This is a genomic window from Promicromonospora sp. NPDC090134, assembly GCF_044746965.1.
In the GTDB taxonomy this organism is placed as follows: Bacteria; Actinomycetota; Actinomycetes; order Actinomycetales; family Cellulomonadaceae; genus Promicromonospora.
The window spans coordinates 63,200-85,756 of sequence record NZ_JBIVCZ010000002.1 but is presented as its reverse complement, the minus strand read 5'-3'; the positions used below and the strand labels follow the sequence as shown (position 1 = coordinate 85,756).

The window sequence follows — 22,557 nt, the reverse complement described above, 5'->3', positions numbered from 1 at the left end:
CGCCGCCGGCGGTCGGTCCGGTGCGCGGGTGAACCGCGGCTAGGCTTGAGCAATGGTCAACGACGCTCCGTCGCCCTGGAACATTGCGAACATCGTCACGATGATTCGCATCGCCATGGTCCCGTTCTTCGCCTGGGCACTTCTCGTCGAAGGCGGGGACGACACGACGTGGCGGCTCGTGGCCACGGCGATCTTCGTGGTCGCGGCGGTGTCGGACAAGGTCGACGGCTACCTCGCGCGGTCGCGCGGCCTCATCACCGACCTGGGCAAGCTGCTCGACCCGATCGCGGACAAGCTGCTGGTGGGCGCCGCCCTGATCCTGCTCTGGATCCCGCTCGGCGAGCTGCCCTGGTGGATCCCGGTGGTGATCCTGGTGCGTGAGCTGGGCATCACGTTCATGCGGATGGGCATGCTCAAGTACGAGGTCATGCCCGCGTCGCGCGGCGGCAAGCTCAAGACCGTGCTGCAGACCGTGGCGATCTCGCTGTTCCTGCTCCCGCGCGAGGGTCTCGACTGGCTGACGGTGATCGCCTGGGTCGTGCTCCTGGCGGCGTTCGTCGTGACGGTCGTGACCGGTGTCGAGTACGTCTACCAGGGCTGGAAGATCCGGCGCGACGCCCGGGCCCGGACGCCACAGGCATGACGGCGTCGCGCCTGCTGGAGGCGGCTGCCGCCCGCGGCTGGACCATCGGCGTGGCCGAGTCGCTGACGGGCGGGCTGGTCACGGCCACGCTCGTGTCGGTGCCGGGCGCGTCCAAGGTGCTGCGCGGCGGCGTCGTCGCCTACGCCACCGACCTGAAGGCCGGGCTGCTCGGCGTGGACGCGGACCTGCTGGCCGAGCGCGGGGCCGTGGACGAGGCCGTGGCCGCCCAGATGGCGGACGGCGTGCGCCGGGCGACGGGGGCCGACGTGGGCCTCGCCACGACCGGGGTCGCGGGCCCGGACCCCCAGGACGGCCAGCCGCCGGGTGTGGTCTTCGTCGCAGTGAGCACCCCGGTCGCCTCCGAGGTGCACCGGCTGGACCTGGCGGGCGACCGGCCGCAGATCATCGGCGACGCGGCGCGGGGGGTCATCGAGCTCGCGTCGCTGCTCGTCAGCGAGGTGGCGGGTGAAAAAACCGACTCGTACCCAGATCCGTTCCCTGAAGTTACAGACAAGTGAAACTTCTTGGCTTAATCTTGCACAGGGCTTGACGCGGGAACACTTCGGGAACAAGGCTCATACCAACAGCGTTGGTCCCGGTGTGATCACGAACAGGCCGACCACTCGGGGCCGGCGGAAGAACTCTTCGAGCGCGGGGTACGGTAGAACGACCTCCGCGCACGGAGGCCGTACCACACGCAAGGCGCGTCCGGTCCAGGCAGGACAGGACGTGAGGTCAGGGACAGGCACTGAAAGGGGGCGCGAGATGGTCGTACTACGGCGAGAAATCGGAGACGTGCTGCGAGACACGCGGCAGCGTCAGGGGCGCACCCTCCGTGAGGTGTCGTCGGCGGCGCGGGTGTCGCTGGGTTACCTCAGTGAGGTGGAGCGGGGACAGAAGGAGGCGTCGTCCGAGCTGCTCGGTTCCATCTGCGAGGCACTCGACGTGCCGCTGTCCTTGGTGCTGCGTGAGGTGAGCGACCGCGTCGCGGTGGCCGAAGGATTCCAGATTCCCGACACGATCCCGGCGGACTTCGTCGCCGGGCTGCTGGCCAGGGGAGGCGACCGGACCGCAGCGCGGCGGGAGGTCGAGCCGTCCGACCTGGCACCGGTCGGCTGAGTCGGCAGGCGCGAGGTAGAACTGCAGCGAGACAGTAGGTGGGCGGGACCCTGAGAAATGGGTCCTGCCCACCTGCTGTCTCGCTGTTCTACTTCGCGCCTTGCGCCTGGCACGTAGGGCACCAGAAGACCGGGCGCTCGTAGGGCTTCTCGTTCGCCGTGCCGACGGCGATCGGGGTACCGCACCGGTGGCACGGCCGGCCCGCCCGCCCGTGCGCATGCATCTCGACGGCCCCCAGGCCGCGCGCCCGGCCGACGGTGACGCTGCGCTCCATGAGCCGGCGCGCCGTGCGCAGCAGCACCGCGCGTTCACCCTCGGGCAGCGAGCCGGCCGGCTGCCACGGCCACAGCCGCCGCGCGAAGAGCGACTCGGCCATCCAGATGGTGCCGATGCCCGCGACGGTGCGCTGGTCCAGCAGGGCGGCGCACAGGGGCCGCTCGGGCTCGCGGACGAGGCGCGCCACGCCGTCCGCCAGCCCGGTGCTGGGGAAGTCGGGGCCGAGCACGTCCGGGCCCAGGCCGTTGAGGATGCGGCTCTCGTCGTGCGTGCGCAGCAGGTCGAGCATGCCGAGGTGCCACCCGGTGGCGGTCCAGGCGTCCGTGGCGAGCACGGCGCGGATGGCGGGGTTGCGGGCCGAGGCGTCACGGGAACCGGTCCGGTGCACCTTCCACAGCCCCTCCATGCGCAGGTGCGTGTGCAGGGTGCGGCCGTCGTCGAGCCGGGTGAGCAGGTGCTTGCCGTACGCGCTGGTCTCCAGGGCGGTGACCCCGGTCAGGTTGGCGGCGCCGGCGCTGGGCCAGCGCAGCTCCGCACGGACGAGCGGCAGGCCGCGCAGCGCCGCGGTGAGGCGCTCGGCGGTGAGGCGCAGGACATCCCCCTCGGGCACGGACGCTCCCCTCGTCGTGGGGCTTCAGCGTAGTGCGCGGTCGGCCGAGGAAGGCGGCACAACCGGCATATCACCCATGTGATCTGGGTTGGGGCCGGAACCGCACCACCGGGCCGCCGGTGGCCGGTCAGGGATGGCCCCCAGTGCGGGTCAGGGCGCGACCGGGGGTAAACCCGATGGCTTTCCGGCGCCCGCTCGGCAACTCTTGTCCCATGACCGTTGTAACCGCTGACCTGGGCGAACGCCCGGACCAGTCGATGGCCTCCTCAGACCCCCGCAACACCCGGACCGTGAGCTGGTTCGGCGCGACCGCTCTGCTGCCGATGATCGCCGCGCACGTGCTGGGCGCGTCCGTGGTCGACCCGGTGCTCGACCCGATCAGCTGGTACGCCTTCGTGCCCGGCGGCGGCGAGATGATCCTCGCCGGCGGGGTGATCCTGGCCGTCCTCGGCCTCATCCTCACCGCGCGGATGTACCGCACCGGCCTCGCCGTCGGCCTGGTGCCCGCGGGCGCGATGATCGTCTACGCCATCGCGATGGTCCTGGTCGGAGCGTTCCCCACGGACCCGCCCGGGACGGACGCGTCGCTGTCCGCCGTGATCCACCGGGTCAGCGCCGCCACGGCCTTCTGCGTGCTCCCCGTGGTCGGGCTGAGCCTGCAGCGGTCGATCACGCGGCCGCGCTCGACCTTCCCGCGGACCCTGCGGTCGGCGGCCGGCGCGCTCGGCGTGATGGTCGGGCTGTTCCTGGTGATCCACCTGTCGCTCGTCTTCTTCGCCGACTCGGGCATCGCCGCCTTCGGCCTCATCGAGCGGGTGGGGTTCGTGATCATGATCGGCTACCTGTTCCTGCTCGGCGCGACCATCGACCGCGAGGGCCCGCACACGGCACCGGACGAGACCGGTCCGCTCGACGCCATCGGACCGCTCGACGGCGCGAGCCCCGCCCTGGCGTTCAGCGGACCGAGATCCGTAGACCGCGTGGAGTGACGGCGAAGCCCGCCTCGACGAGCGCCCGCGCCGTCGGGTGGTGCCGGGCGGCCTCCAGCGCGGGCACCCCGTCGACACGCTGGACCACCAACCGTCCGAGCCGGCCCTCCCGGACCGTCCTGGCCAGTGCGGCGGCCGCCGTCGCGAGCCGGGCGGGGTTGTCGGTGAACGACAGCACCGTGCGCCCGCCGCGCTCCACGAACAGGGCCAGGTCGCCGTGGGTGAGCACCACGACGGCACCGGCCTTGCGGCCGGGCCGGTGGGTGGGCCTGCTGCCGGGCGCGCCGTCGGACGCCGGCCCGGCGTCCGCCGCCGGGCCCGTGGGCCAGGCGAGCGCCGCGCCGTACGGGTTGGCGGGGTCCATCGCGGCCAGCACGACGACGCCGCTCGTGCTCGCGGCGCCGGTGGGGGCCGCGACGGCCGCCGTCCGCTCCGCGACCTCCAGCTCCGCCTCGACGGTCCGCGCGCGGTCGGCCGCGTCCACCCGCAGCCGGTCGACGGCGCCGGGCAGGGCGAACTGCGACCCGCCGAGGTGCTCCACGAAGTACCCGCGGCGCACCGCGCCGCGCTCCTCCAGGCCGGACAGCACGCGGTACACGTCGCGGTAGCCCGCCCCGACACCCTCCGCTGCCGCGGCGGACCGGGTCAGCACCCCGTGGCGTTCGAGCAGCACCTGGGTCAGGGCGTGGGCGTGCAGCGTGGGGTCGGCCTCGCGCATCGGCAGGGCGGCCCAGCGGCCGCCGCCACCCACGGTCGAGGCGCCGGACCGGAGGGCCGAGGCGGGACGTCCGGGGGACACGGCGAACCGGGACCGGCGCACCGGACGGGCCCGGGCGGCCGTGCGGGGCGCGCGGTGGGCGCCGCCGCCGCTGACGCGCTCGCGCAGTGCGCCCAGCCCGTCGTTGGTGACCTGGCCGGCCCAGACGAGGTCCCAGAGCACCTCGAGCACGGCGTCCGGCTCTGCGGACGTGAGCTCGGCGACCCGGGGCAGGAAGAACCCGCCCGACCCTGTCAGCAGGTCCAGCACCGCGCGGTGCAGGTCGGAGTCGAGCGGGCTCTCCTCCTCGACCGGTTCGAGCGGGGGCAGGGTGAGCGGGGCGCCGTCCGCCAGGTGGAGCGAGACCAGCCCGTCCCCGCCGCCCGACCCGGGCAGGCGGGAGTGCCCGGCCCACAGCACCTCGCCCGCCACCGTCAGCTCGTCGAGCAGGGCGGGGGAGTAGTCGGTCACGCGGGCGGGCAGCACCAGGGTCTCCAGGGCCGACGCCGGGACCGCCGCCCCCGCGAGCTGCTCGATCGCCTGCACCAGCCCGTCCGCACCGCGCAGCAGGCCTGTGGAGACGTTCTGCCAGCGCGGCAGGAAGGCGCCGAGGGCCTCCTGCTCCACGGGCTCCACCTCGGCGCGCAGCACCGCCAGGGAGCGTCGCCGCAGCAGGCGCAGCACGCCGGGATCGCACCACTCGTCGCCCGTGCCGCCGAGCGCGCCGGGCCGCAGCCGGCCACGGGCGAGCGCGCCGTCCGCCTCTAGCCGGGCCAGGCCCTGGGCGACCACCGCGACGCCCAGCCCGAACCGCTGGGCCGGGGCCTGTGCGCCGAACGGCCCGTGCGTGCGGGCGTGCCGGCGCAGCAGGTCGCCGAGCGGGTCGGGGACCAGCTCGGTGAACGTCTCGGGGATGCCCACCGGGAGCGCCACGCCGAGCGCGTCGCGGAGCCGGCCCGCGTCCTCCGCGACCGCCCACTGCTCCAGGCCGGCGAACCGGACCCGGATCACCCGGCGTGTGGCCTCCAGCTCCTCGAGCCAGTGGCCGACGGCGTGGCGGGCCTCCTCGCGGGTGCGTGCCTCCAGAGCTTCCAGCGGGTGCGGCCCCGTGCGCCGCAGCAGGTCCCACAGGCCCTCGGCGTCGCGGGCCTGCCGGTCCGGGGCGAGCCCGGCGAGCTCGGCCTCGGTGCGTTCCACGGCCCCCGGGTCGAGCAGGTCGGCCAGGTCGGCCGAGCCCTGCTCCCCGAGCAGCTCGGCGAGCAGCTCCGGGTCCAGCGACAGGGCCGCCGCGCGGCGCTCGGCCAGCGGCGCGTCGCCGTCGTACAGGAACTGCGCGGTGTAGCCGAACAGGAGCGACTGGGCGAACGGCGACGGCGTCGGGGTGGTCACCTCGACGACCCGGACCTCGCCCGAACCGATCTCGCGCATGAGGTCGGCGAGGGCCGCCACGTCGAAGTCGTCCTGGAGGCACTCGCGGGCGGCCTCCAGCACGATCGGGAAGTCCGGGAACTGGCTGGCCACCTCCAGGAGCTGGGCCGACCGCTGGCGCTGCTGCCACAGGGGCTGCCGCTTGTCCGGTCGGCGCCGGGGCAGCAGGAGGGCGCGTGCGGCCGCCTCGCGGAACCGCGCGGCGAACATGACCGAGGAACCGAGCTCGTCGCGCACGGCGCCCAGCACCTCGTCCGGGTCCAGCAGCAGGTCCTCGAGGGCGACCCGGCCCGGGACGTGCTGCGGGTGCGCCTCGCCGTCGAGGGCCCCGTAACCGGTCTCGGCGGCCGTCGTCCCGTCGCCGGCCCCGTCGATCTCTGTGCCGGCCCCGTCCGCGCCCCACGGGTCGCCGTCCCAGCCGCCGCCCGAGTCGGGCAGCCGCAGCACGATCCCGTCGTCCGAGTGCATGGCGGCCACGTCCAGGCCGAACCGGGCCCGCAGCCGGGCGCTGATCACGAGGGCCCACGGCGCGTGCACGCGCGCCCCGAGCGGCGAGTGGATCACCACGCGCCAGTCGCCCAGCTCGTCGCGGAACCGCTCGACCACGACCGTCCGGTCGTCCGGCACGCGGCCCGTGCCCAGCCGCTGCTCGGTGAGGTAGGCGGCGAGGTTGTCCGCGGCCCAGTCGTCGAGCCCGGCCTCGCGCAGGTGCTTGCGCCCGGCGTCGACGTCGGCGGCGAGGGCGGTGTCGGCCTCGCGGACGAACGCGCCGACCGCGCGCCCGAGCTCGGCCGGGCGGCCAGGGGCGTCGCCCTTCCAGAAGGGGAGGCGGCCGGGCAGGCCGGGCGCCGGGGTGACCAGCACCCGGTCGGTGGTGATCTCCTCGATGCGCCAGGTGCTCGACCCCAGCGTGAACGTGTCGCCCACCCGGGACTCGTAGACCATCTCCTCGTCGAGCTCGCCCACGCGCCGGCCCCCGCGGGATCTGGTGCCGCTCGTACCGCCCGAGGCGCCGTCGGCGAGCACGCCGCCGTCCGCCGCGTCGGTGGCGAGGAAGACGCCGTACGCGCCCTTGTCGGGGATGGTGCCGCCGCTCGTGGCGGCCAGGCGCAGCGCGCCGGGGCGGCCGCGCAGCAGACCCGTGGCGCGGTCCCAGGTGATGCGTGCCCGCAGCTCGGCGAAGTCCTCGCTGGGGTAGCGCCCGGCGAGCATGTCGAGCACGGCGCGCCAGGTGGCGTCGCCGAGGTGCGCGAACGGCGCGGCCCGGCGGACGAGGGCGAGCAGCTCGGCCTCGTCCCAGTCGTCCACGGCCAGCGCCGCGACCACCTGCTGCGCCAGGACGTCGAGCGGGTTGGCCGGCACGTGCATGTGCTCGATGGCACCCGTGCGCATGCGCTGCGCGATGACGGTCGCCGGCACGAGGTCGCCCCGGAACATCGGGAACACCACGCCCTTGGAGACCGCGCCCACCTGGTGGCCCGCGCGGCCGATGCGCTGCAGCCCGCTCGCGACCGACGGCGGCGCTCCCACCTGCACCACGAGGTCCACCGCGCCCATGTCGATGCCGAGCTCCAGGGACGACGTCGCGACCACCGCGGGCAGCCGGCCCTCCTTGAGCTCCGTCTCGGTGCGGGTGCGCTCCGCGCGGCTCATCGACCCGTGGTGGGCGCGCGCGAGCACGGTCTCGGCCCGGGCGGCCCCGTCCGGGCCCGGCGGCCGCCCGGGGACGGCCTCGGGCATGCCGCGTTCCCCGGGCACGGGCCGGGGGATCCCGGCGGCCGTGCCGGACTGCCCGGGAACGAGTGCGGCCCAGGTGCTGGCCGGGTCGGCGACGTCGAGCCCCTGGCGCTGGGCCCAGACCTCGTTCATGCGCGCGGTCAGCCGCTCGGCGCCCCGCCGGTTGTTGGTGAAGACGATGGTGGAGGTGTGGTCGGCGACGAGGTCGACCACGCGCTCCTCCACGTGCGGCCAGACCGAGGCCTTGCGCAGGGGCTGGGTCGCCTCGCCCGAGAGGTCGATCTCGTCGTCGCCCGTGCCCGGCCCGGTCCCGTCGGGGCGGCCCGGGTCCGGCACGCCGAGGCTGGGCGCGCTGCCCAGGTCCGCGAGGTCCGGGACCGGTACGACGACATCGATGGCCCACTCCTTGTGCGACGGCGGCTGCACGACGACGATCTCGCGCGCCGACTCGTCGGAGCGGCCGCCGCCGAGGAACCGGGAGACGGCCTCGACCGGGCGCACCGTGGCGGACAGGCCGATCCGCTGCGTGGGCCGGTCGAGCAGGGCGTCGAGGCGCTCCAGGCTCAGGGCGAGGTGGGCGCCGCGCTTGGTGCCCGCGACGGCGTGGATCTCGTCGAGCACCACGGTCTCGACGCCCGCGAGCCCGGCGCGGGCCGACGAGGTGAGGATGAGGAAGAGGGACTCCGGCGTGGTGACCAGGATGTCCGGCGGACGCGTGGCGAACGCGCGCCGCTCGCTCGTGGGCGTGTCACCCGTGCGCATACCGACGGTGACGTCCGGTACCTCGATGCCGTCGCGCGCCGCGGCCTGCCGGATGCCTGTCAGCGGGGAGCGCAGGTTGCGCTGCACGTCCGCGGCCAGGGCCTTCAGGGGCGACACGTACAGCACGCGGCAGCGGCGTGCCCGCTCCTGGGGCAGGGGCTCGGACATGATCCGGTCGATCGACCAGAGGAACGCAGCGAGGGTCTTGCCCGACCCGGTCGGTGCCACCACGAGCGCGTGCTGGTCGCGCGCCACGGCGTCCCACGCGCCGGCCTGGGCGGCGGTGGGCTGGGCGAAGGCACCCGTGAACCACGTGCGGGTGGCCGGTCCGAACCGGGAGAGCGGGTCGTCGGGCGTGGGCATGGTCCCCATTCTGTCCCCGACCACTGACACGGGCCGGGGAGGTGCCGGGGCGTCGTAGGGTTGGCGGGTGCGTGAACGGGACTTCTGGCAGCTGGTCGACGAGGTGTTCGGCCCCGCCTACGGGCGTGCGCTGGCACGCGAACAGGTGCTCCCGGCGCTCGACGGGCGCACCCCGGTGGTCGCCCTGGCGGACGGCGACGAGCCGCGCGACGTGTGGCACGCGCTGTGCGACGCGCTGGACGTGCCCGACGCCGACCGGTGGGGCACCGACAAGTACCGGCAGGCCCCGCCGCCGCGTCGCTGAGGGGTGCCCCGACCGGCGCCGGCGGCCGTCTCCGACCGCCGGGCCCGCCCGGTGAGATGTCCTGCGACACACCGGTGTGTCCTGCCTTGCCTCGAACACGCGTTCGGCTAGACTTTGACCACAGGCACGGATTTCGGAACGTCGTCCACAGGCGGCGGCCGGAGCAGGCGTCCGTGTCAGTGGCTCCGCGTACGGTCGGCAACGACGTACCGAGCCATCCATGTCGGCGCACAGAGCGCCCAGAGACCGAAGGTGTTGCACATGCCCGCACCAGCAGACCGCGACAAGGCCCTCGAGGCCGCTCTCGCACAGATCGACCGTAGTTTCGGCAAGGGCTCGGTCATGCGCCTCGGCGACGAGACCCGCGCGCCCATCGAGGTGGTTCCCACCGGTTCGATCGCCCTCGACGTGGCCCTCGGCATCGGCGGCCTCCCGCGCGGCCGCATCGTCGAGGTGTACGGCCCCGAGTCCTCGGGCAAGACGACCATCGCGCTGCACGCCGTGGCCAACGCCCAGCGACTGGGCGGCATCGCGGCGTTCATCGACGCCGAGCACGCGCTCGACCCGGACTACGCCAAGAAGCTCGGTGTCGACACCGACGCCCTCCTGGTCTCGCAGCCGGACACCGGCGAGCAGGCGCTGGAGATCACGGACATGCTGATCCGCTCCGGCGCGCTCGACATCATCGTCATCGACTCCGTCGCGGCCCTGACGCCCAAGGCCGAGATCGAGGGCGAGATGGGCGACAGCCACGTGGGTCTCCAGGCCCGCCTCATGTCGCAGGCCCTGCGCAAGATCACCGGCGCGCTCAGCGCGTCCGGCACCACCGCGATCTTCATCAACCAGCTGCGCGAGAAGATCGGCGTGTTCTTCGGCTCGCCCGAGACCACCACCGGCGGAAAGGCACTGAAGTTCTACGCGTCGGTCCGCCTCGACATCCGCCGCATCGAGACCCTCAAGGAGGGTACGGACGCGGTCGGTAACCGCACCCGCGTCAAGGTCGTCAAGAACAAGATGGCGCCGCCCTTCAAGCAGGCGGAGTTCGACATCCTGTACGGCCACGGCATCTCCCGCGAGGGTGGGCTCATCGACATGGGCGTGGAGCACGGCTTCGTGCGCAAGTCCGGCTCGTGGTTCACCTACGAGGGCGACCAGCTCGGCCAGGGCAAGGAGAACGCGCGGTCCTTCCTGCGCGACAACCCCGACCTCGCCAACGACATCGAGAAGCGGGTCAAGGAGAAGCTGGGCGTCGGACCGAAGGTCGACGCCCCGGCGGACCCGGCCGCGGGTGCTCCTGCACCGTCGGCGACCGAGGCCACCCCGCCCACGGGCACCGTCGCGGCGGCCAGCTCGTCCTCACGGACGACCACCACGGCCAAGGCCACGAAGACGACGGCGACGCGTGCGAAGACCGCCGTGAAGACGACGGCGGCGAAGACCGCGGCCAAGGCGGAGGCGGCCGCCGAGAAGGCTCCGTTCTGACGTGCAGTACGGTGATCCAGCGGATGGTCCCGGCGTGGGGAAGCGTCGGGGCCATCCGGCCTTTTCGGAGGGTGACCAGGAGGACCGCCGGGCAGGCGGTCGCGGGCGCCGCAACGGTCACCGCGGCGGCGAGCGGGCACCCCGCAAGACCGTCGCGGAGCGCCTGGAGGCCGGCGAGATCAGCCGGGACGACGCCGTGGAGAAGGCTCGTGAGGTGGTCCTCCGCATCCTGACGGCGGCGCAGAAGTCCCGCCGTGAGCTCGAGCAGTCCCTGGCCCGCAAGGGGTACCCGGAGGATGTGGTCGTGCAGGTGCTCGACCGGTTCGGCGAGGTCGGCCTGGTGGACGACGCGACCTACGCCGAGACCATCGTCCGCACCCGGCACGCCGAGCGGGGCCTGGCCCGGCGCGGCATCGCCGCGGAGCTGCGCCGGCGCGGCATCGACGAGGACACGGCCGTCGAGGCCCTCGACCAGCTCGACCCGGACGACGAGCGGGCGGCGGGCGCGCGGCTGGCCGGCAAGCTCGTCACCCGTACGCGCGGTCTCGACCGACAGGTGCGCGTGCGCCGCGCCGTCGGCTCGCTCGCGCGCAAGGGCTACGCGCCCGGCCTGGCCTTCGAGCTGGTCAAGGACGCGCTGGCCGCGGAGGGCGAGGAGACGGACGACCTCGGCTACGCCGAGGACTGAGCCCGGGTGCCGGGCCGAGAACGCCCGAGGCGCCCCAGCTGTTGCTGGGGCGCCTCGGGCGTTCTCGACGAGTGCGTGGGCTAGGTGCCCGTGCCCGGACCCGGGCCGCCGCCCACGAACCCGCCGGCCGCGGTCGGGTTGCCGATGCCGGTGCCCTCGATCGTGGCTCCCGCAGTACGGCTGGACAGCAGCCGCGCCAACCGGTGCGCCGCGAAGGTCAGCAGCCAGTTGATGATGATGAACACGATGGCCACCACCACCAGTGCCTGCAACGGGTTCTGCTCCTTGGACGACAGGATCTGGGCCGACCGGAGCAGCTCGGGGTACAGGATGATCTGCCCCAGCGCCGAGTCCTTGAGCACGACCACCAGCTGCGAGACGATCGCGGGCAGCATGGCGACGAGGGCCTGCGGCAGCTGGACCGACCGGAGGGTCTGCGACCGCGTCAGACCGATCGCCAGGCCGGCTTCGCCCTGCCCCTTCGGGAGGTTACCCACCCCGGCCCGGACCAGCTCCGCGATGACCGAGCCGTTGTATAGCACCAGGGCGACGACCACCGCGGCGAACGGACGGTCGGCGATCCACTGCGCCTGCGCCGAGAAGAACATGTAGAAGAAGATCATCATCAGCAGGACCGGCACGGCGCGGAAGAACTCCACGACGACTCCGGACACCCAGCGGACCGCGCTGTTGTGCGAGAGCCGGCCGATGCCGAACACGATGCCGAACACGATGGCACCGACCGTGGCGAAGGCCGCCGAGCGCAGGGTGTTCTGCAGGCCGGGCAGGTAGTAGAACTGCCACGCCTCGGCCGACACCGCGTTCTCCCAGAGCGTGGGCGCGAACTGGCCCTTCTCGTACAGGACGGAGGCGATCCAGGCCAGGCCCGCGAGCACCACCACGGCGGCGACCACGTTGCCGACCGCGGACACGGTCCGGGCGCGCGGCCCCTGGGCATCGAAGAGGACGGAGGCGCTCATCGCTTCACCGCCAGTCGCTGGGACAGCCAGGTGGTGCCCACGCCGATCGGGATCACCAGGATCACGAAGCCGACGGCGAACAGCAGGAAGATCGCGACCATGAGGTCGGGCCGGAATTCGATCATGGTCCTCATCAGTGACGACGTCTCCGTCGCGACCGAGGCCGCCACGGCGACGGTCGAGTTCTTCAGCAGCGCGATGAGCGTGTTGCCCAGCGGCGCGATCGCCCCGCGGAACGCCTGCGGCAGGATCACCAGGCGTGCCGCCGGCAGGAACGAGAGACCGATCGCGCGCGCGGCCTCGGCCTGGCCCACCGGGACGGTGTTGACGCCGGAGCGGATGGCCTCGCAGACGAACGCCGCGTGGTAGACGGCCAGCCCCAGCACCGCGTACCAGAAGAACGTGGTGTTCAGGTTGTCCGTGAGGGCGATCCCGAGCTGCGAGAACAGCACGAGGTAGGTGAACGTGAGGATGATCGTCAGCGGTGTGTTCCGGAAGATCGTCACGTAGGCGGTGCCTGCCCACTGGAGCGACGCGATCGGTGAGATGCGCATCAGAGCGAGCGCGGTACCGAGGAGCAGGGACAGCAGCGCCGCCCAGAACGTGAGCTGGATGTTGACCCAGAACGCGCCCAGGACGTCGTACTGAGCGAAGAGCTCGGCGAACCCGGAGAAGAAGTCGTCCACGGTCACCTTTCAGGGATAGGTCAGGGGCGGCGTGCGACACCTGTCGACGACGCCGGACGTGCCTGACGCCGGACCGACCGCGCCCCGGGGGAGGCAGTCGGTCCGGCGTCAGCCACTGTGGTCAGACGAGGTGCTGCAGGGTCACGCGCAGGCGTCCGGCGTCGGCGGGTTGAGGTCCGGGTTCGGCGTGTAGTCGGCGCCCTCGGTGTTCGCTGTCACCAGCTCCTCCCAGGTGCCGTCCTCGATCATCTCGGTGATCGCCGCGTTGATGTCCTCGCACTGGTCGGAGTCCTTCGGGAGGCCGACGCCGTAGCGCTCCTCGGAGAAGGGCGCGCCCACGACCTTGAACTTGCCGGCGTTCTCCTCGGTCGCGGCCAGGCCGGCGAGGATGATGTCGTCGGTGGTCACGGCGTCGACGGCACCGGACGCGAGAGCGGTGGCGCACTCGGCGTAGCCGCCGCGCTCCACGAGCTGCACACCCTCGGAGTACTGCGTCTTGATGTTCTCGGCGGAGGTCGACCCGGTGACCGAGCAGAGGTTCTTGCCCTCCAGGTCCTCGGGGCCCTTGATGTCGGTGTTGTCGGCCGCGACCAGGAGGTCCTGGCCGGCGACGAAGTACGGGCCGGCGAAGGAGACGAGCTCCTTGCGCTCGTCGTTGATCGAGTACGTCGCGAAGATCATGTCGACGTCGCCGTTCTGCAGCGCCGTCTCGCGGTTGGCCGAGATGGTCTCGACGAACTCGATCTGGTCCTCGGAGTAGCCCAGCTTGTCGGCGACGTAACGGGCGACGTCGGTGTCGAAGCCCGTGAACGTGTCACCTTCCTGCAGGCCGAGTCCCGGCTGGTCGTACTTGATACCGATGCGGATGGTGTCGCCGCCCGCGGCGGTGTCGTCGCCGCCGGTCGGCTCGCCGACCTCGCCGCCGCCACACGCGGAAAGCGCGAGTGTCGAGGCAGCCGCCATCGCCAGGAGGCCCATGGTGTGCTTGCGCATGATTGCCCTTCGGTAGTCCGGGACCCGGTCGGGGTCCCGAGGGGGTGGGATCGGTCGGTGAAGATCAGTGGGTCAGGATCTTGGAGAGGAAGTCCCGTGCGCGCTCGCTCTTGGGTGCCGTGAAGAACTCCTCGGGGGTGGCCTCCTCGACGATCTGGCCGTCCGCCATGAAGACGACGCGGTCGGCGGCCGTGCGGGCGAAGCCCATCTCGTGGGTCACGACGATCATCGTCATGCCGTCCCGGGCGAGCGCCACCATGGCGTCGAGCACCTCGTTGATCATCTCGGGGTCGAGGGCGGAGGTCGGCTCGTCGAACAGCATCACCTTCGGCTGCATCGCCAGGGCCCGCGCGATCGCGACACGCTGCTGCTGGCCGCCCGACAGCTGGGCGGGCATCTTGCCGGCCTGGTTGCCGACGCCCACGCGGTCGAGCAGGGTACGGGCCTGCTCCTCCGCGGCCTTCTTGGACAGCCCCCGGACCTTGCGCGGCCCGAGCGTGACGTTGTCGAGCACGGTCTTGTGCGCGAAGAGGTTGAACGACTGGAAGACCATCCCGACCTCGGCGCGCAGCTGCGCCAGGGCCTTGCCCTCCTCGGGCAGCTCCTTGCCGTCTACGGTGATGGTGCCGTCGTCGATGGTCTCCAGGCGGTTGATCGCCCGGCACAGCGTGGACTTGCCGGAGCCGGACGGGCCGATCACGACGAGGACCTCGCCCTTGCGGACGGTGAGGTTGATGTCCTGCAAGACGTGCAGCGCGCCGAAGTGCTTGTTCACGTGCGTCAGCTCGACGAGGGGCGCCCCGAGGGCGCCGTCCGACGTCGGAGCGTCCACGATCTCGTCGGACACCGGTTGGCCGGTGGGCGAGGTGCTCTGGTCCATCCCTTGAACCTAACGATCCGATGTTTCAAGGGCCAAGTCGACGGGTCATCCCGGCACAACGTTTCGGTAACAGATGCCCGTAATGTGCCTGGATCAACCGTTCGGTACGGCTCGAAAGGGGTCGTAAAATCGAGGCGATGTCCACGACCGCCCTGCCCACAGTCCCGCTCGACGCCGCCGCGACCGACACCGCCGTCGGCGACGCCGCGTCCGAGCAGCCCCGCACCTACCTGGTCCGCACCCTCGGGTGCCAGATGAACGTGCACGACTCCGAGCACATGGCCGGCATGCTCGAACAGGCCGGCTACACGCGCGCGTCCAGCCAGGACGAGGCCGCGAACGCCGCCGACGTCGTGGTGATCAACACCTGCGCCGTGCGCGAGAACGCCGCCAACAAGCTGTACGGGAACCTCGGCCAGCTCGCGGGCATCAAGGCCACCCGGCCGGGCATGCAGATCGCCGTCGGCGGCTGCCTGGCCCAGAAGGACCGCGGTGACATCGTCGCGAAGGCCCCGTGGGTCGACGTCGTCTTCGGCACGCACAACCTCGATGCCCTGCCCGTGCTGCTGGAGCGCGCCCGGCACAATGAGGCGGCGCAGGTCGAGATCGCGGAGTCCCTGCAGGTCTTCCCGTCCACGCTGCCGACCAAGCGCGAGTCCGTCTACGCGGGCTGGGTCAGCATCTCGGTGGGCTGCAACAACACCTGTACCTTCTGCATCGTGCCGCACCTGCGCGGCAAGGAGCGCGACCGCCGTCCGGGGGAGATCCTCGCGGAGGTCGAGGCGCTCGTGGCCGCCGGGGCCATCGAGGTGACCCTGCTGGGCCAGAACGTGAACAGCTACGGTGTCGAGTTCGGCGACCGCGGCGCGTTCGCCAAGCTGCTGCGCGCCTGCGGCCGGATCGAGGGCCTGGAGCGCGTGCGGTTCACGTCCCCGCACCCGGCCGCGTTCACTGACGACGTGATCGCCGCCATGGCCGAGACCCCGAACGTCATGCCGCAGCTCCACATGCCGCTGCAGTCCGGCTCGGACCGGGTCCTGCGCGCGATGCGCCGCTCGTACCGCTCGGAGAAGTTCCTCGGCATCCTCGACCGGGTCCGCACCGTGATGCCCGACGCGTCGATCACCACCGACATCATCGTGGGCTTCCCGGGCGAGACCGAGGAGGACTTCGCCGAGACCATGCGCGTGGTCGAGGCGTCCCGGTTCAGCTCGGCCTTCATCTTCCAGTACTCGCCGCGCCCGGGCACGCCCGCCGCGACCATGGAGGACCAGCTCCCCAAGGCGGTCGTGCAGGAGCGGTTCGAGCGCCTGCTCGCCCTGCAGGAGCGCATCGGGGCCGAGGAGGCCGACCAGCAGGTGGGGCGCACCCTCGAGGTGCTCGTCGCCGAGGGCTCCGGCCGCAAGGACGGCGCCACGCACCGCCTGTCGGGCCGCGCGGCGGACAACCGCCTGGTCCACTTCGACCTCACCACCGTGCCCGACGCCGCGCTCCTGCCCGGCGTGGACCTCACCCGGGCGCCGGCGGACCTTGACGACCCGCGCCTGCTCGACGTCGTCCCCGCGGGCGTGCCGCGCCCGGGCGACACGGTGACCGTGACCGTCACGAAGGCGGCCCCGCACCACCTGATCGCCGAGCCCGCCGACGCCGCGGGCCTCGTGGTGCGCCGCACCCGGTCGGGCGACGCGTGGGCCGCGCGGGAGAAGGCGCGGCTCGGCGGGGGCGAGGACGAGCACTCGCACGGCACGCCGGCGCCGTCGGGCCCCGTCTCGCTGGGCCTGCCCACGCTGCGTCGCTGATACGACGAGGCCGACCCACGTCGCGGTGACGGGGCCGGCCGGGCGCCGCTCGGTCAGCGGTTCTGCTGCAGGTAGTGTGCCCGTGCCCGCTGGGCCCGGGCGATCGGTAGGCACCACACGCCCGCGACGACGCACAGGCCGATGAATACCCAGGGGAAGCCGTCGCCGGCGCTGAAGCCGCGGAAGTTGTTGTCGTAGTTCCCGACCTGGGCGACCCACCACGCGAGCCAGGCGACTCCGCCGAGCACCCAGGCGATGACCGCGAAGGACACCCACATCCGCGCGAGCCGGCGGGCCATGTCGGGGTCGCCCCGGTCGGACCAGCGGTCCTTGGCCGGCGAGCCCCTCATGCGAGCGCCTTGGCCAGGACGCCGAACGTGGGGTCGGCCTCGACGGGCACCGGCCGGGGCAGCCTCTCCACCGGGCCGCTGGAGATCTCCCAGGCCTTGTCCTCGCCGATCCGCACGGCCGCGGCCCGGTCCCCGGCGGGAGCGATGAGCTTGATGCTCCCCGCGAAGGGCAGCGTGTCGACGTCCTGGTACGTGGCTCGGACGTAGCGCGCGGCGACGTCGATCAGCCGGTCGGTCGCGGGCACCGGCAGCGCCTGCCAGATGCCATATGGCTTGGGCTCGATCAGCGCCGCGCCGTCGGGAGACCTCACGAGGAGGGCGACATGGTTGGTCTCGCCGGAGACCCCGGCGGCCTCGATCCACTCGGTGGCGCGGTTGAGCACGGCGGTCAGCGCGAGCACCTTGCCCTGGGGGGCGAGCACCCCGGCGTCGTTCACCGTGGCGAGCTTGCGCACCAGCAGCGAGCTGAGGCCCGCGCCGATCAGGGCGGAGCCCTCGGGGACCTCGGGCAGCCGCAGGGACTCACGGGTGATGCGGGCCGGGTCGCCCTCGCCGAGCGACAGCAGGCTGAGCAGTTCGAAGCCGGTCAGCTCGATCGTCTGGTCGGCACGGCCGCCGGCCGGGCCCGTGGGGTTCTGCTCGGTCATCGGTTCCTCCTCGTCAGGCCGCTCGGCCACGATTCTTCCAGGTCGAGGGAGCCGCGTGGGCTCCGGGTACGGGTCACCACGGCAACAGGTCCTTCGCGCCGTCGATCAGGGCGCCGCCCGCGTCCAGGACGTCGCCCGCCGTGTCGGCTATCGCGTCCCCGGCGTCACTCAGCAGCTCCCCGCCGGTGTCGAGGGCGTCGCCCGCCAGGTCGGCGGCGCCGCTCGCCAGGTCGCCCCCCGTGTCCCACACCCAGCCGGCGGCGTCAGAGGTCCCGTTCCAGAGTGTCTCGGTGACGTTCCCGTCGATGAAGAGGTCGGCGACGGCCCAGGCCGCGCCCGCCCCGAGGATCGCCCACCCGACGGGGTTGGAGACCAGGCCGGCCGCGACGAGGAGCCCGGCGGCGCCGAACCCGGCCGTGATAGCGCCGTCGCCCGCCATCCAGTAGTCGCCGGAGCCGATGCCCTGGCCGAGCTGGAAGGCGCCGAACGCGATGGATGCGCCCGCGAAGAACTTGCCCGCCGCGCCGATGGCGCCGCCCACACCAGGGACGTTGTCCGCGACGCCCCAGACGCCCGTCGCAAACCGGCTCGCCAGGTCGATGCCGAACTGGCCCACGCCGCCGAGGGTGGCCCACCAGCTCGCCTCACCGATGGCACCGGTGAGCGATTCGAGCCAGCCGTCGTCCTCTCCGGACTGCGTCCAGGGCGGGGCGACCCGCTCATCACCGCCAGGCCAGCTGCCGACGCCCGCACCGGAGTAGTCGCCGCTCGTCTCCTCCTGCGCGTCAGCATTGCGCTCCAGGATCCCCCTGACCTCGGCCAGGCTGCCGGAGACGCCGCGGATCGCGGGCGCGTGGTGCCCGTCCCACTCCCCGCGGAACTGGTCACCGCCCGGTCCCAGCCACTCCACGCTCGAGAGCATGGACGTGACCTCGCTGACCGTGGTGTCGAGCGACTGCGCGGCCCCCTCGAACTCTCGTGCCAGGGCGCGCAGCTGTGTGATGTCAGCGCCCCACATCTCACCCATCGGTTCCCCTGCCGCTCGTCCGGTCGTCGTCTGCTCAGGACCGTAACTGACCTGCGACAACAGGGCGAAACAGCTCGACGGGGAGAACTGCCCGTCGGGGGTCGTGCGGGGGAGCGCGCCTACTTCGACGGGCCGTCCGGAGCGTCCGGCTCGGCGCCGTCCGCCTCGGTGTCCGACGGCGGGGCCAGCGACGCCACCGTCGAGAAGAACTGGCTCGCGGTGACCAGCCCGCACGACACGGTCTGAGCGAGCTGCTCCTCGGTGGCGCCGTGCTCGAAGTCCACCGAGACCTCGGCGTACAGGGCGAGCCCCGCGCCCTCCTCCCGGGTGTAGACCTTGGGCCAGATGCGCTCGCGGTTCCAGTCGTTCGCGGCCTGGAGCACGGCCAGCCGGGCCGCCGCGGGCAGCGCACCCGCCCAGCGGCCCCGCACCTGCAGGATCTCGTCGTGCTCGCCGAGCAGCAGGAACCAGAACCGGTTGCCGTCCCAGGTGCCGGTCACGTCGCCGTCGTCGTCGATGCGGAAGCGGTAGCCGCGGCGGGACAGGTCGTCGCCGACCCGCTGCGTGCTCAGCGGCCGTGGCTTCTCCACCTGGGCGTTCGCGAGCGTGCGCACCTGCGCACCCGTGGGGCGCCGGGCGGCCGGGGGACGAGGGTTCAGGAGTCGTGCGAGCCAGCGGCCAGCTCCGCCTCCGTTGCGGGGCGGCGTCATGGCGCGGACCTCAGCGGGTCGGGGAACGTCTCGTCGAGATGCTCGAAGAACATGGAGCCCGTGGTCAGGCCGCACTGCAGCAGCTGGTCGAGCTGGTCCTCGGTCACACCGTGCTCCAGGTCGACCGTCACCTCGGTGTAGACCAGCACTGCCCCGTTGTCACGCACGCGCACGTACGTCTTGGGCCAGATGCGTTCAGCGTTCCACTCGTTGCAGAGCTCGAGGATCTCCTCGAGCCGCTCGATGGTCAGGTCCCGGTGCCACTGCCCGCGCACCTGGAGCACCTCGGAGCTCTCGCCGACCATGAGGAAGTAGAACAGCCAGCCGTGCCACAGCCCGCCGACGTCGCCCTCCGAGTCCACGAAGTAGCTGAACCCGTTCTCGCCCAGCCACTCGACCACGCGGTCGCGCGTCAGCGGCTCGGGAACGGAAGAAGGATCGTCGAGGCCGCCCGTCAGCTCGCGGAGCAGCACACCCTCCACCTGCGCCCGCAGCTCGTCGTCGTCGAGTTCCCTGGGCTCGGGCTGTTGCGGGCCGGTGGCCGCACGGTCGCCGTCGCCCGCCGTGTTCCGGCGTCGTGACCCGAAGAACCTCACCTGACCACAGTACCTGCCAGACCCCCGGTCGCGCTGCGCCCTTCGTCCGGAAAGCCGGGTGGAATCGCCCAGGAACGGCCAGGTGCCGCGCCCGGTGCTACTTTCATCCATCGTGCACGCCGTCATCCTGCCCGCCACCCTGCTGCTCGTCCCGGGGGCGGCCCCTGGCCTGCGGACGGACCCGCTCGCGGACGTCCGCGCCGCCGTTGCCGCCGCGCTGGCGCGGCTCACCGAGGGTGGCCGGGTCCCGCTGGTCCTGGCGCACGGCCCCGCCCTGCGGCACGGCCGGATGCGCCCGTCCCTGGCGGGCTCCGGCATCGGAGACCGCTGGCTGCCCGACCCTCCGCCGGGTGCGGGACGGCGCGTCGGCGTGGCCTGGTCCTGGACGGACGAGATCCGTCCGGTCGCGGGGACCGGCGCCTCGGTGGCGCTGCTGGCGCTCGCGGACGTGCTGGGCGAGCGGGTCGCGGAGGTCGAGGTGCTGGAGGTCCCGGCGTCCTGGCCCGGACCGGTCGCCGGGCCCGACCCCCTGCTGTGCGACGCCGCCGGCCTGGTCGTCGCGGGCGGGGGAGCGCCCGGCGGCCTCGACAGCGACCCCGGGGCGCTGACGGACGGCGTCCGGGCCGCCCTGCGCGCGGCGGGCGCCGACGCCTGGACACCGCAGGTCCAGGTCTTCGAACAGTCGCACGACCACCTGCCGCCCGAGTACCGCGTGACCGTGCTGGCCTAAGGTATCGGGGTGATCGTCGCCGTCGTGGGGCCCACCGCCACCGGGAAGTCGGACCTCGCGCTCGACCTGGCCGAGGCGCTGGGCGGCGCGCCCGGCGCCGTGGCGGACGCCGTGGCGGGCGAGATCGTCAACGCCGACGCCTACCAGCTCTACCGCGGCATGGACGTCGGCACGGCCAAGGTCCCGCCGGCCGAGCGGCGCGGGATCGTGCACCACCAGCTCGACGTGCTGGACCCCACCCAGGACGCGTCCGTGGCGCGCTACCAGGAGGCCGCGCGCGCCGATCTGGACGCGATCTCGGGCCGCGGCGCGCGTGCCGTCGTCGTCGGCGGGTCGGGCCTGTACGTGCGGGCGCTGCTGGACCAGATGGACTTCCCGGGGACGGACCCGGCCGTCCGGGAACGGCTCGAGGCGCGGGCCGAGACCGAGGGCCGGCGCGCCCTGCACGCCGAGCTGGAGCGCCTGGACCCGCAGGCCGCCGAGAGCATCGGGCCGCACAACACCCGTCGCATCGTGCGGGCGCTGGAGGTCATCGAGATCACCGGCCGCCCCTACACGGCCAACCTGCCGCGCCAGGAGTACGTGCGCCCCGCGGTGCAGATCGGGCTGGACTGCTCGCGGGAGGTGCTCGACGCGCGGGTCGGAAACCGCGTGGACCGGATGTGGGACGGCGGCCTTGTCGAGGAGGTGCGCGGCCTGGCGAGCCCCGAGCAGGGTGGCACCGGGAGCGGGCTCGGCGTCACCGCGGCGCGCGCCGTCGGCTACGCCGAGGTGCTCGCCTGGTGGCGCGGCGAGTCCACCGAGGCCGAGGCCAGGGAGGCCGTCACCGCGAACACGCGGCGCCTCGCGCGCAAGCAGATGGGCTGGTTCGGCCGCGACCCGCGCGTGCACTGGCTCGACGCGGCCTCGCCCCACCTGCTGGACGACGCCCTCGCGGTCGTGGCCGCCGCCGACGCCGGGACCTTGGCGGTTGCCGGGACCGAGCCGGTGCGCCGTAGCCTGGGGTCATGACGCAGCCCGCGACCAGCCCCGTGCCCTCCGTCCCGACGCCCGGCACCCTCGCCTTCACCAAGGGCCACGGCACGCAGAACGACTTCGTGCTGATCGCGGATCCTGAGGGGCTGCTCGACCTGACGCCGGCCGACGTGCGCCGGCTCGCCGACCGCCGCGCGGGCATCGGCGGCGACGGCGTGATCCGCCTCGCGCCGACCGCCGCCCTGGCGAGCGCGGGCGAGGAGGCTGCCCAGGCCGCCCTCGCACAGGACCCGACGGCCGAGTGGTTCATGGACTACCGCAACGCCGACGGCTCGGTGGCCGAGATGTGCGGCAACGGCGTGCGCGTCTTCGCCGCGTTCGCCGAGCAGGAGGGCCTCGCCGACCTGTCCGCGGGCCCGCTCAGCCTCGGCACGCGCGCCGGCGTCAAGCGCGTGACCAAGGAGGCCGGCGGCTGGTACGCCGTCGACATGGGCCGCTGGTTCCTGCCCGGCGGCGAGACCGCTGCGGTCGACGGCTACGACGCCGCCGTGGCGGTGCGCGGCTGGACCGCACCGCGGCCCGCCCTGAGCGTCGACCTCGGCAACCCCCACACCGTCGTCGCCCTCGCGAGCGTCGAGGAGCTTGCCGCGCTCGAGCTCTTCCACGCCCCCGAGGTCGCGCCCGTGCCGCCGCACGGCACCAACGTCGAGCTCGTGGTGCCGCTCGGCGAGGAGGAGGGGCCCGACGGCGTCGTCGGGCGCCTGCGCATGCGGGTGCACGAGCGCGGGGTGGGCGAGACGCCGTCCTGCGGCACGGGCGCCTGCGCCGCGGCGCTCGCGGTGCGGACCTGGCAGGGCGGCTCGTCCGGCGCCGGCGCCCCCGACACGTGGATGGTGGAGGTGCCGGGCGGCGAGGTGCGCGTGCGGGTGCTGCCGGGCGGCAACGTCGAGCTCGCGGGCCCGGCGGAGCTGGTCTACTCGGGCCGCGTCTCCCTCTGACGTGTCAGACCCTCAGGTCCCTCGGGGG

Annotated in this window: 22 protein-coding genes; 11 read left to right on the top strand and 11 right to left on the bottom strand. The window is 73.2% G+C overall.

Going from position 1 to position 22,557, the window contains the following annotated elements; genetic code table 11:
- Nucleotides 1-52 precede the first annotated feature (52 nt).
- From pgsA to ACIPN7_RS06825, 3 genes are all read left to right on the top strand, one after another.
- Nucleotides 53-643 carry a CDP-diacylglycerol--glycerol-3-phosphate 3-phosphatidyltransferase gene (gene pgsA / locus ACIPN7_RS06835; protein ID WP_400539313.1) on the top strand — a complete coding sequence of 197 codons (591 nt, stop codon included), beginning with the start codon at nt 53-55 and terminating at the stop codon, nt 641-643.
- Nucleotides 640-1,161 carry a CinA family protein gene (locus ACIPN7_RS06830; RefSeq protein WP_400539311.1) on the top strand — a complete coding sequence of 174 codons (522 nt, stop codon included), beginning with the start codon at nt 640-642 and terminating at the stop codon, nt 1,159-1,161. The genes pgsA and ACIPN7_RS06830 overlap by 4 nt, the downstream gene beginning before the upstream one ends.
- Nucleotides 1,162-1,408: 247 nt before the next feature.
- A complete protein-coding gene (locus ACIPN7_RS06825) occupies nt 1,409-1,762 on the top strand; it encodes a helix-turn-helix domain-containing protein (protein ID WP_400539309.1) in 354 nt (117 codons plus the stop codon).
- An 88-nt stretch (nt 1,763-1,850) separates the two neighbouring features.
- Here ACIPN7_RS06825 and ACIPN7_RS06820 read toward each other — a convergent pair whose 3' ends face one another.
- Nucleotides 1,851-2,648, bottom strand: a complete 798-nt coding sequence (locus ACIPN7_RS06820) for a DNA-formamidopyrimidine glycosylase family protein (RefSeq protein WP_400539307.1) — start codon at nt 2,646-2,648, stop codon at nt 1,851-1,853.
- 212 nt (nt 2,649-2,860) lie between these two features.
- Here ACIPN7_RS06820 and ACIPN7_RS06815 point away from each other — a divergent pair, with 212 nt between their 5' ends.
- Nucleotides 2,861-3,637: a DUF998 domain-containing protein gene (locus ACIPN7_RS06815; RefSeq protein ID WP_400539305.1), complete on the top strand. Its 777-nt coding sequence runs from the start codon at nt 2,861-2,863 to the stop codon at nt 3,635-3,637.
- On the opposite strand, the gene ACIPN7_RS06810 is transcribed toward ACIPN7_RS06815, so the two are convergent.
- The gene (locus tag ACIPN7_RS06810) at nt 3,603-8,693 is read right to left on the bottom strand and encodes a DEAD/DEAH box helicase (protein ID WP_400539303.1); all 5,091 of its coding nucleotides are present in this window, start codon (nt 8,691-8,693) and stop codon (nt 3,603-3,605) included. The two genes, ACIPN7_RS06815 and ACIPN7_RS06810, sit on opposite strands and share 35 nt — an antisense overlap.
- A 58-nt stretch (nt 8,694-8,751) precedes the next feature.
- Between ACIPN7_RS06810 and ACIPN7_RS06805 the strand changes: the two genes are divergently transcribed.
- From ACIPN7_RS06805 to ACIPN7_RS06795, 3 genes are all read left to right on the top strand, one after another.
- On the top strand, nt 8,752-8,988 hold the full coding sequence (locus ACIPN7_RS06805; protein ID WP_400539301.1) for a DUF3046 domain-containing protein: 237 nt from the start codon (nt 8,752-8,754) through the stop codon (nt 8,986-8,988).
- A 261-nt stretch (nt 8,989-9,249) separates the two neighbouring features.
- On the top strand, nt 9,250-10,470 hold the full coding sequence (recA, locus tag ACIPN7_RS06800; RefSeq protein ID WP_400539299.1) for a recombinase RecA: 1,221 nt from the start codon (nt 9,250-9,252) through the stop codon (nt 10,468-10,470).
- Nucleotides 10,471-10,504: 34 nt separating this feature from the next.
- Entirely contained in the window at nt 10,505-11,158 is a 654-nt protein-coding gene (locus ACIPN7_RS06795; protein ID WP_400539297.1) for a regulatory protein RecX, read from the top strand.
- An 80-nt stretch (nt 11,159-11,238) separates the two neighbouring features.
- On the opposite strand, the gene ACIPN7_RS06790 is transcribed toward ACIPN7_RS06795, so the two are convergent.
- From ACIPN7_RS06790 to ACIPN7_RS06775, 4 genes are all read right to left on the bottom strand, one after another.
- The gene (locus ACIPN7_RS06790; RefSeq protein WP_400539295.1) at nt 11,239-12,138 is read right to left on the bottom strand and encodes an amino acid ABC transporter permease; all 900 of its coding nucleotides are present in this window, start codon (nt 12,136-12,138) and stop codon (nt 11,239-11,241) included.
- The gene (locus ACIPN7_RS06785; RefSeq protein ID WP_400540400.1) at nt 12,135-12,824 is read right to left on the bottom strand and encodes an amino acid ABC transporter permease; all 690 of its coding nucleotides are present in this window, start codon (nt 12,822-12,824) and stop codon (nt 12,135-12,137) included. The genes ACIPN7_RS06790 and ACIPN7_RS06785 overlap by 4 nt, the downstream gene beginning before the upstream one ends.
- A 141-nt stretch (nt 12,825-12,965) precedes the next feature.
- On the bottom strand, nt 12,966-13,817 hold the full coding sequence (locus ACIPN7_RS06780; protein ID WP_400539293.1) for a glutamate ABC transporter substrate-binding protein: 852 nt from the start codon (nt 13,815-13,817) through the stop codon (nt 12,966-12,968).
- 64 nt (nt 13,818-13,881) lie between these two features.
- On the bottom strand, nt 13,882-14,697 hold the full coding sequence (locus tag ACIPN7_RS06775; protein WP_400539291.1) for an amino acid ABC transporter ATP-binding protein: 816 nt from the start codon (nt 14,695-14,697) through the stop codon (nt 13,882-13,884).
- Between the two features lie 137 nt (nt 14,698-14,834).
- Between ACIPN7_RS06775 and miaB the strand changes: the two genes are divergently transcribed.
- Complete coding sequence (gene miaB / locus ACIPN7_RS06770) at nt 14,835-16,496, top strand: tRNA (N6-isopentenyl adenosine(37)-C2)-methylthiotransferase MiaB (RefSeq protein ID WP_400539289.1); 1,662 nt, start codon at nt 14,835-14,837, stop codon at nt 16,494-16,496.
- Between the two features lie 53 nt (nt 16,497-16,549).
- Here the strand turns inward: miaB and ACIPN7_RS06765 are convergent, their stop codons facing one another.
- From ACIPN7_RS06765 to ACIPN7_RS06745, 5 genes are all read right to left on the bottom strand, one after another.
- Nucleotides 16,550-16,846, bottom strand: a complete 297-nt coding sequence (locus ACIPN7_RS06765) for a hypothetical protein (RefSeq protein ID WP_400539287.1) — start codon at nt 16,844-16,846, stop codon at nt 16,550-16,552.
- Nucleotides 16,843-17,493 (bottom strand): hypothetical protein, encoded by a 651-nt coding sequence (locus tag ACIPN7_RS06760; protein WP_400539283.1) that lies wholly within the window; start codon nt 17,491-17,493, stop codon nt 16,843-16,845. The genes ACIPN7_RS06765 and ACIPN7_RS06760 overlap by 4 nt, the downstream gene beginning before the upstream one ends.
- A gap of 73 nt (nt 17,494-17,566) precedes the next feature.
- Nucleotides 17,567-18,520, bottom strand: coding sequence for a WXG100 family type VII secretion target (locus tag ACIPN7_RS06755; RefSeq protein WP_400539281.1), 954 nt, complete (start codon nt 18,518-18,520; stop codon nt 17,567-17,569).
- 119 nt (nt 18,521-18,639) lie between these two features.
- Nucleotides 18,640-19,230, bottom strand: coding sequence for a YbjN domain-containing protein (locus tag ACIPN7_RS06750; RefSeq protein WP_400539279.1), 591 nt, complete (start codon nt 19,228-19,230; stop codon nt 18,640-18,642).
- On the bottom strand, nt 19,227-19,826 hold the full coding sequence (locus ACIPN7_RS06745) for a YbjN domain-containing protein (RefSeq protein ID WP_285104952.1): 600 nt from the start codon (nt 19,824-19,826) through the stop codon (nt 19,227-19,229). Before ACIPN7_RS06745 ends, ACIPN7_RS06750 begins: the two co-directional genes overlap by 4 nt.
- Nucleotides 19,827-19,920: 94 nt before the next feature.
- Between ACIPN7_RS06745 and ACIPN7_RS06740 the strand changes: the two genes are divergently transcribed.
- Genes ACIPN7_RS06740 through dapF form a run of 3 tightly spaced genes read left to right on the top strand, consistent with a single transcriptional unit; the run spans nt 19,921 to nt 22,529 of the window.
- Nucleotides 19,921-20,556 carry a hypothetical protein gene (locus ACIPN7_RS06740; protein WP_400539277.1) on the top strand — a complete coding sequence of 212 codons (636 nt, stop codon included), beginning with the start codon at nt 19,921-19,923 and terminating at the stop codon, nt 20,554-20,556.
- Between the two features lie 3 nt (nt 20,557-20,559).
- Nucleotides 20,560-21,567: a tRNA (adenosine(37)-N6)-dimethylallyltransferase MiaA gene (gene miaA / locus ACIPN7_RS06735; protein WP_400540398.1), complete on the top strand. Its 1,008-nt coding sequence runs from the start codon at nt 20,560-20,562 to the stop codon at nt 21,565-21,567.
- The gene (gene dapF, locus ACIPN7_RS06730) at nt 21,564-22,529 is read left to right on the top strand and encodes a diaminopimelate epimerase (protein ID WP_400539275.1); all 966 of its coding nucleotides are present in this window, start codon (nt 21,564-21,566) and stop codon (nt 22,527-22,529) included. Before miaA ends, dapF begins: the two co-directional genes overlap by 4 nt.
- The last annotated feature ends 28 nt before the right edge of the window (nt 22,530-22,557 follow it).

Bases quoted from the DNA above. Each gene is read 5' to 3' on its own strand.
- ACIPN7_RS06790 (WP_400539295.1), bottom strand. From the start codon at position 12,138: ATGAGCGCCTCCGTCCTCTTCGATGCCCAGGGGCCGCGCGCCCGGACC.
- miaB (WP_400539289.1), top strand. From the start codon at position 14,835: ATGTCCACGACCGCCCTGCCCACAGTCCCGCTCGACGCCGCCGCGACC.
- ACIPN7_RS06810 (WP_400539303.1), bottom strand. From the start codon at position 8,693: ATGGGGACCATGCCCACGCCCGACGACCCGCTCTCCCGGTTCGGACCG.
- ACIPN7_RS06815 (WP_400539305.1), top strand. From the start codon at position 2,861: ATGACCGTTGTAACCGCTGACCTGGGCGAACGCCCGGACCAGTCGATG.
- ACIPN7_RS06780 (WP_400539293.1), bottom strand. From the start codon at position 13,817: ATGCGCAAGCACACCATGGGCCTCCTGGCGATGGCGGCTGCCTCGACA.
- ACIPN7_RS06755 (WP_400539281.1), bottom strand. From the start codon at position 18,520: ATGGGTGAGATGTGGGGCGCTGACATCACACAGCTGCGCGCCCTGGCA.
- ACIPN7_RS06765 (WP_400539287.1), bottom strand. From the start codon at position 16,846: ATGAGGGGCTCGCCGGCCAAGGACCGCTGGTCCGACCGGGGCGACCCC.
- ACIPN7_RS06825 (WP_400539309.1), top strand. From the start codon at position 1,409: ATGGTCGTACTACGGCGAGAAATCGGAGACGTGCTGCGAGACACGCGG.
- dapF (WP_400539275.1), top strand. From the start codon at position 21,564: ATGACGCAGCCCGCGACCAGCCCCGTGCCCTCCGTCCCGACGCCCGGC.
- ACIPN7_RS06775 (WP_400539291.1), bottom strand. From the start codon at position 14,697: ATGGACCAGAGCACCTCGCCCACCGGCCAACCGGTGTCCGACGAGATC.
- ACIPN7_RS06750 (WP_400539279.1), bottom strand. From the start codon at position 19,230: ATGACGCCGCCCCGCAACGGAGGCGGAGCTGGCCGCTGGCTCGCACGA.
- ACIPN7_RS06760 (WP_400539283.1), bottom strand. From the start codon at position 17,493: ATGACCGAGCAGAACCCCACGGGCCCGGCCGGCGGCCGTGCCGACCAG.
- recA (WP_400539299.1), top strand. From the start codon at position 9,250: ATGCCCGCACCAGCAGACCGCGACAAGGCCCTCGAGGCCGCTCTCGCA.
- ACIPN7_RS06830 (WP_400539311.1), top strand. From the start codon at position 640: ATGACGGCGTCGCGCCTGCTGGAGGCGGCTGCCGCCCGCGGCTGGACC.
- pgsA (WP_400539313.1), top strand. From the start codon at position 53: ATGGTCAACGACGCTCCGTCGCCCTGGAACATTGCGAACATCGTCACG.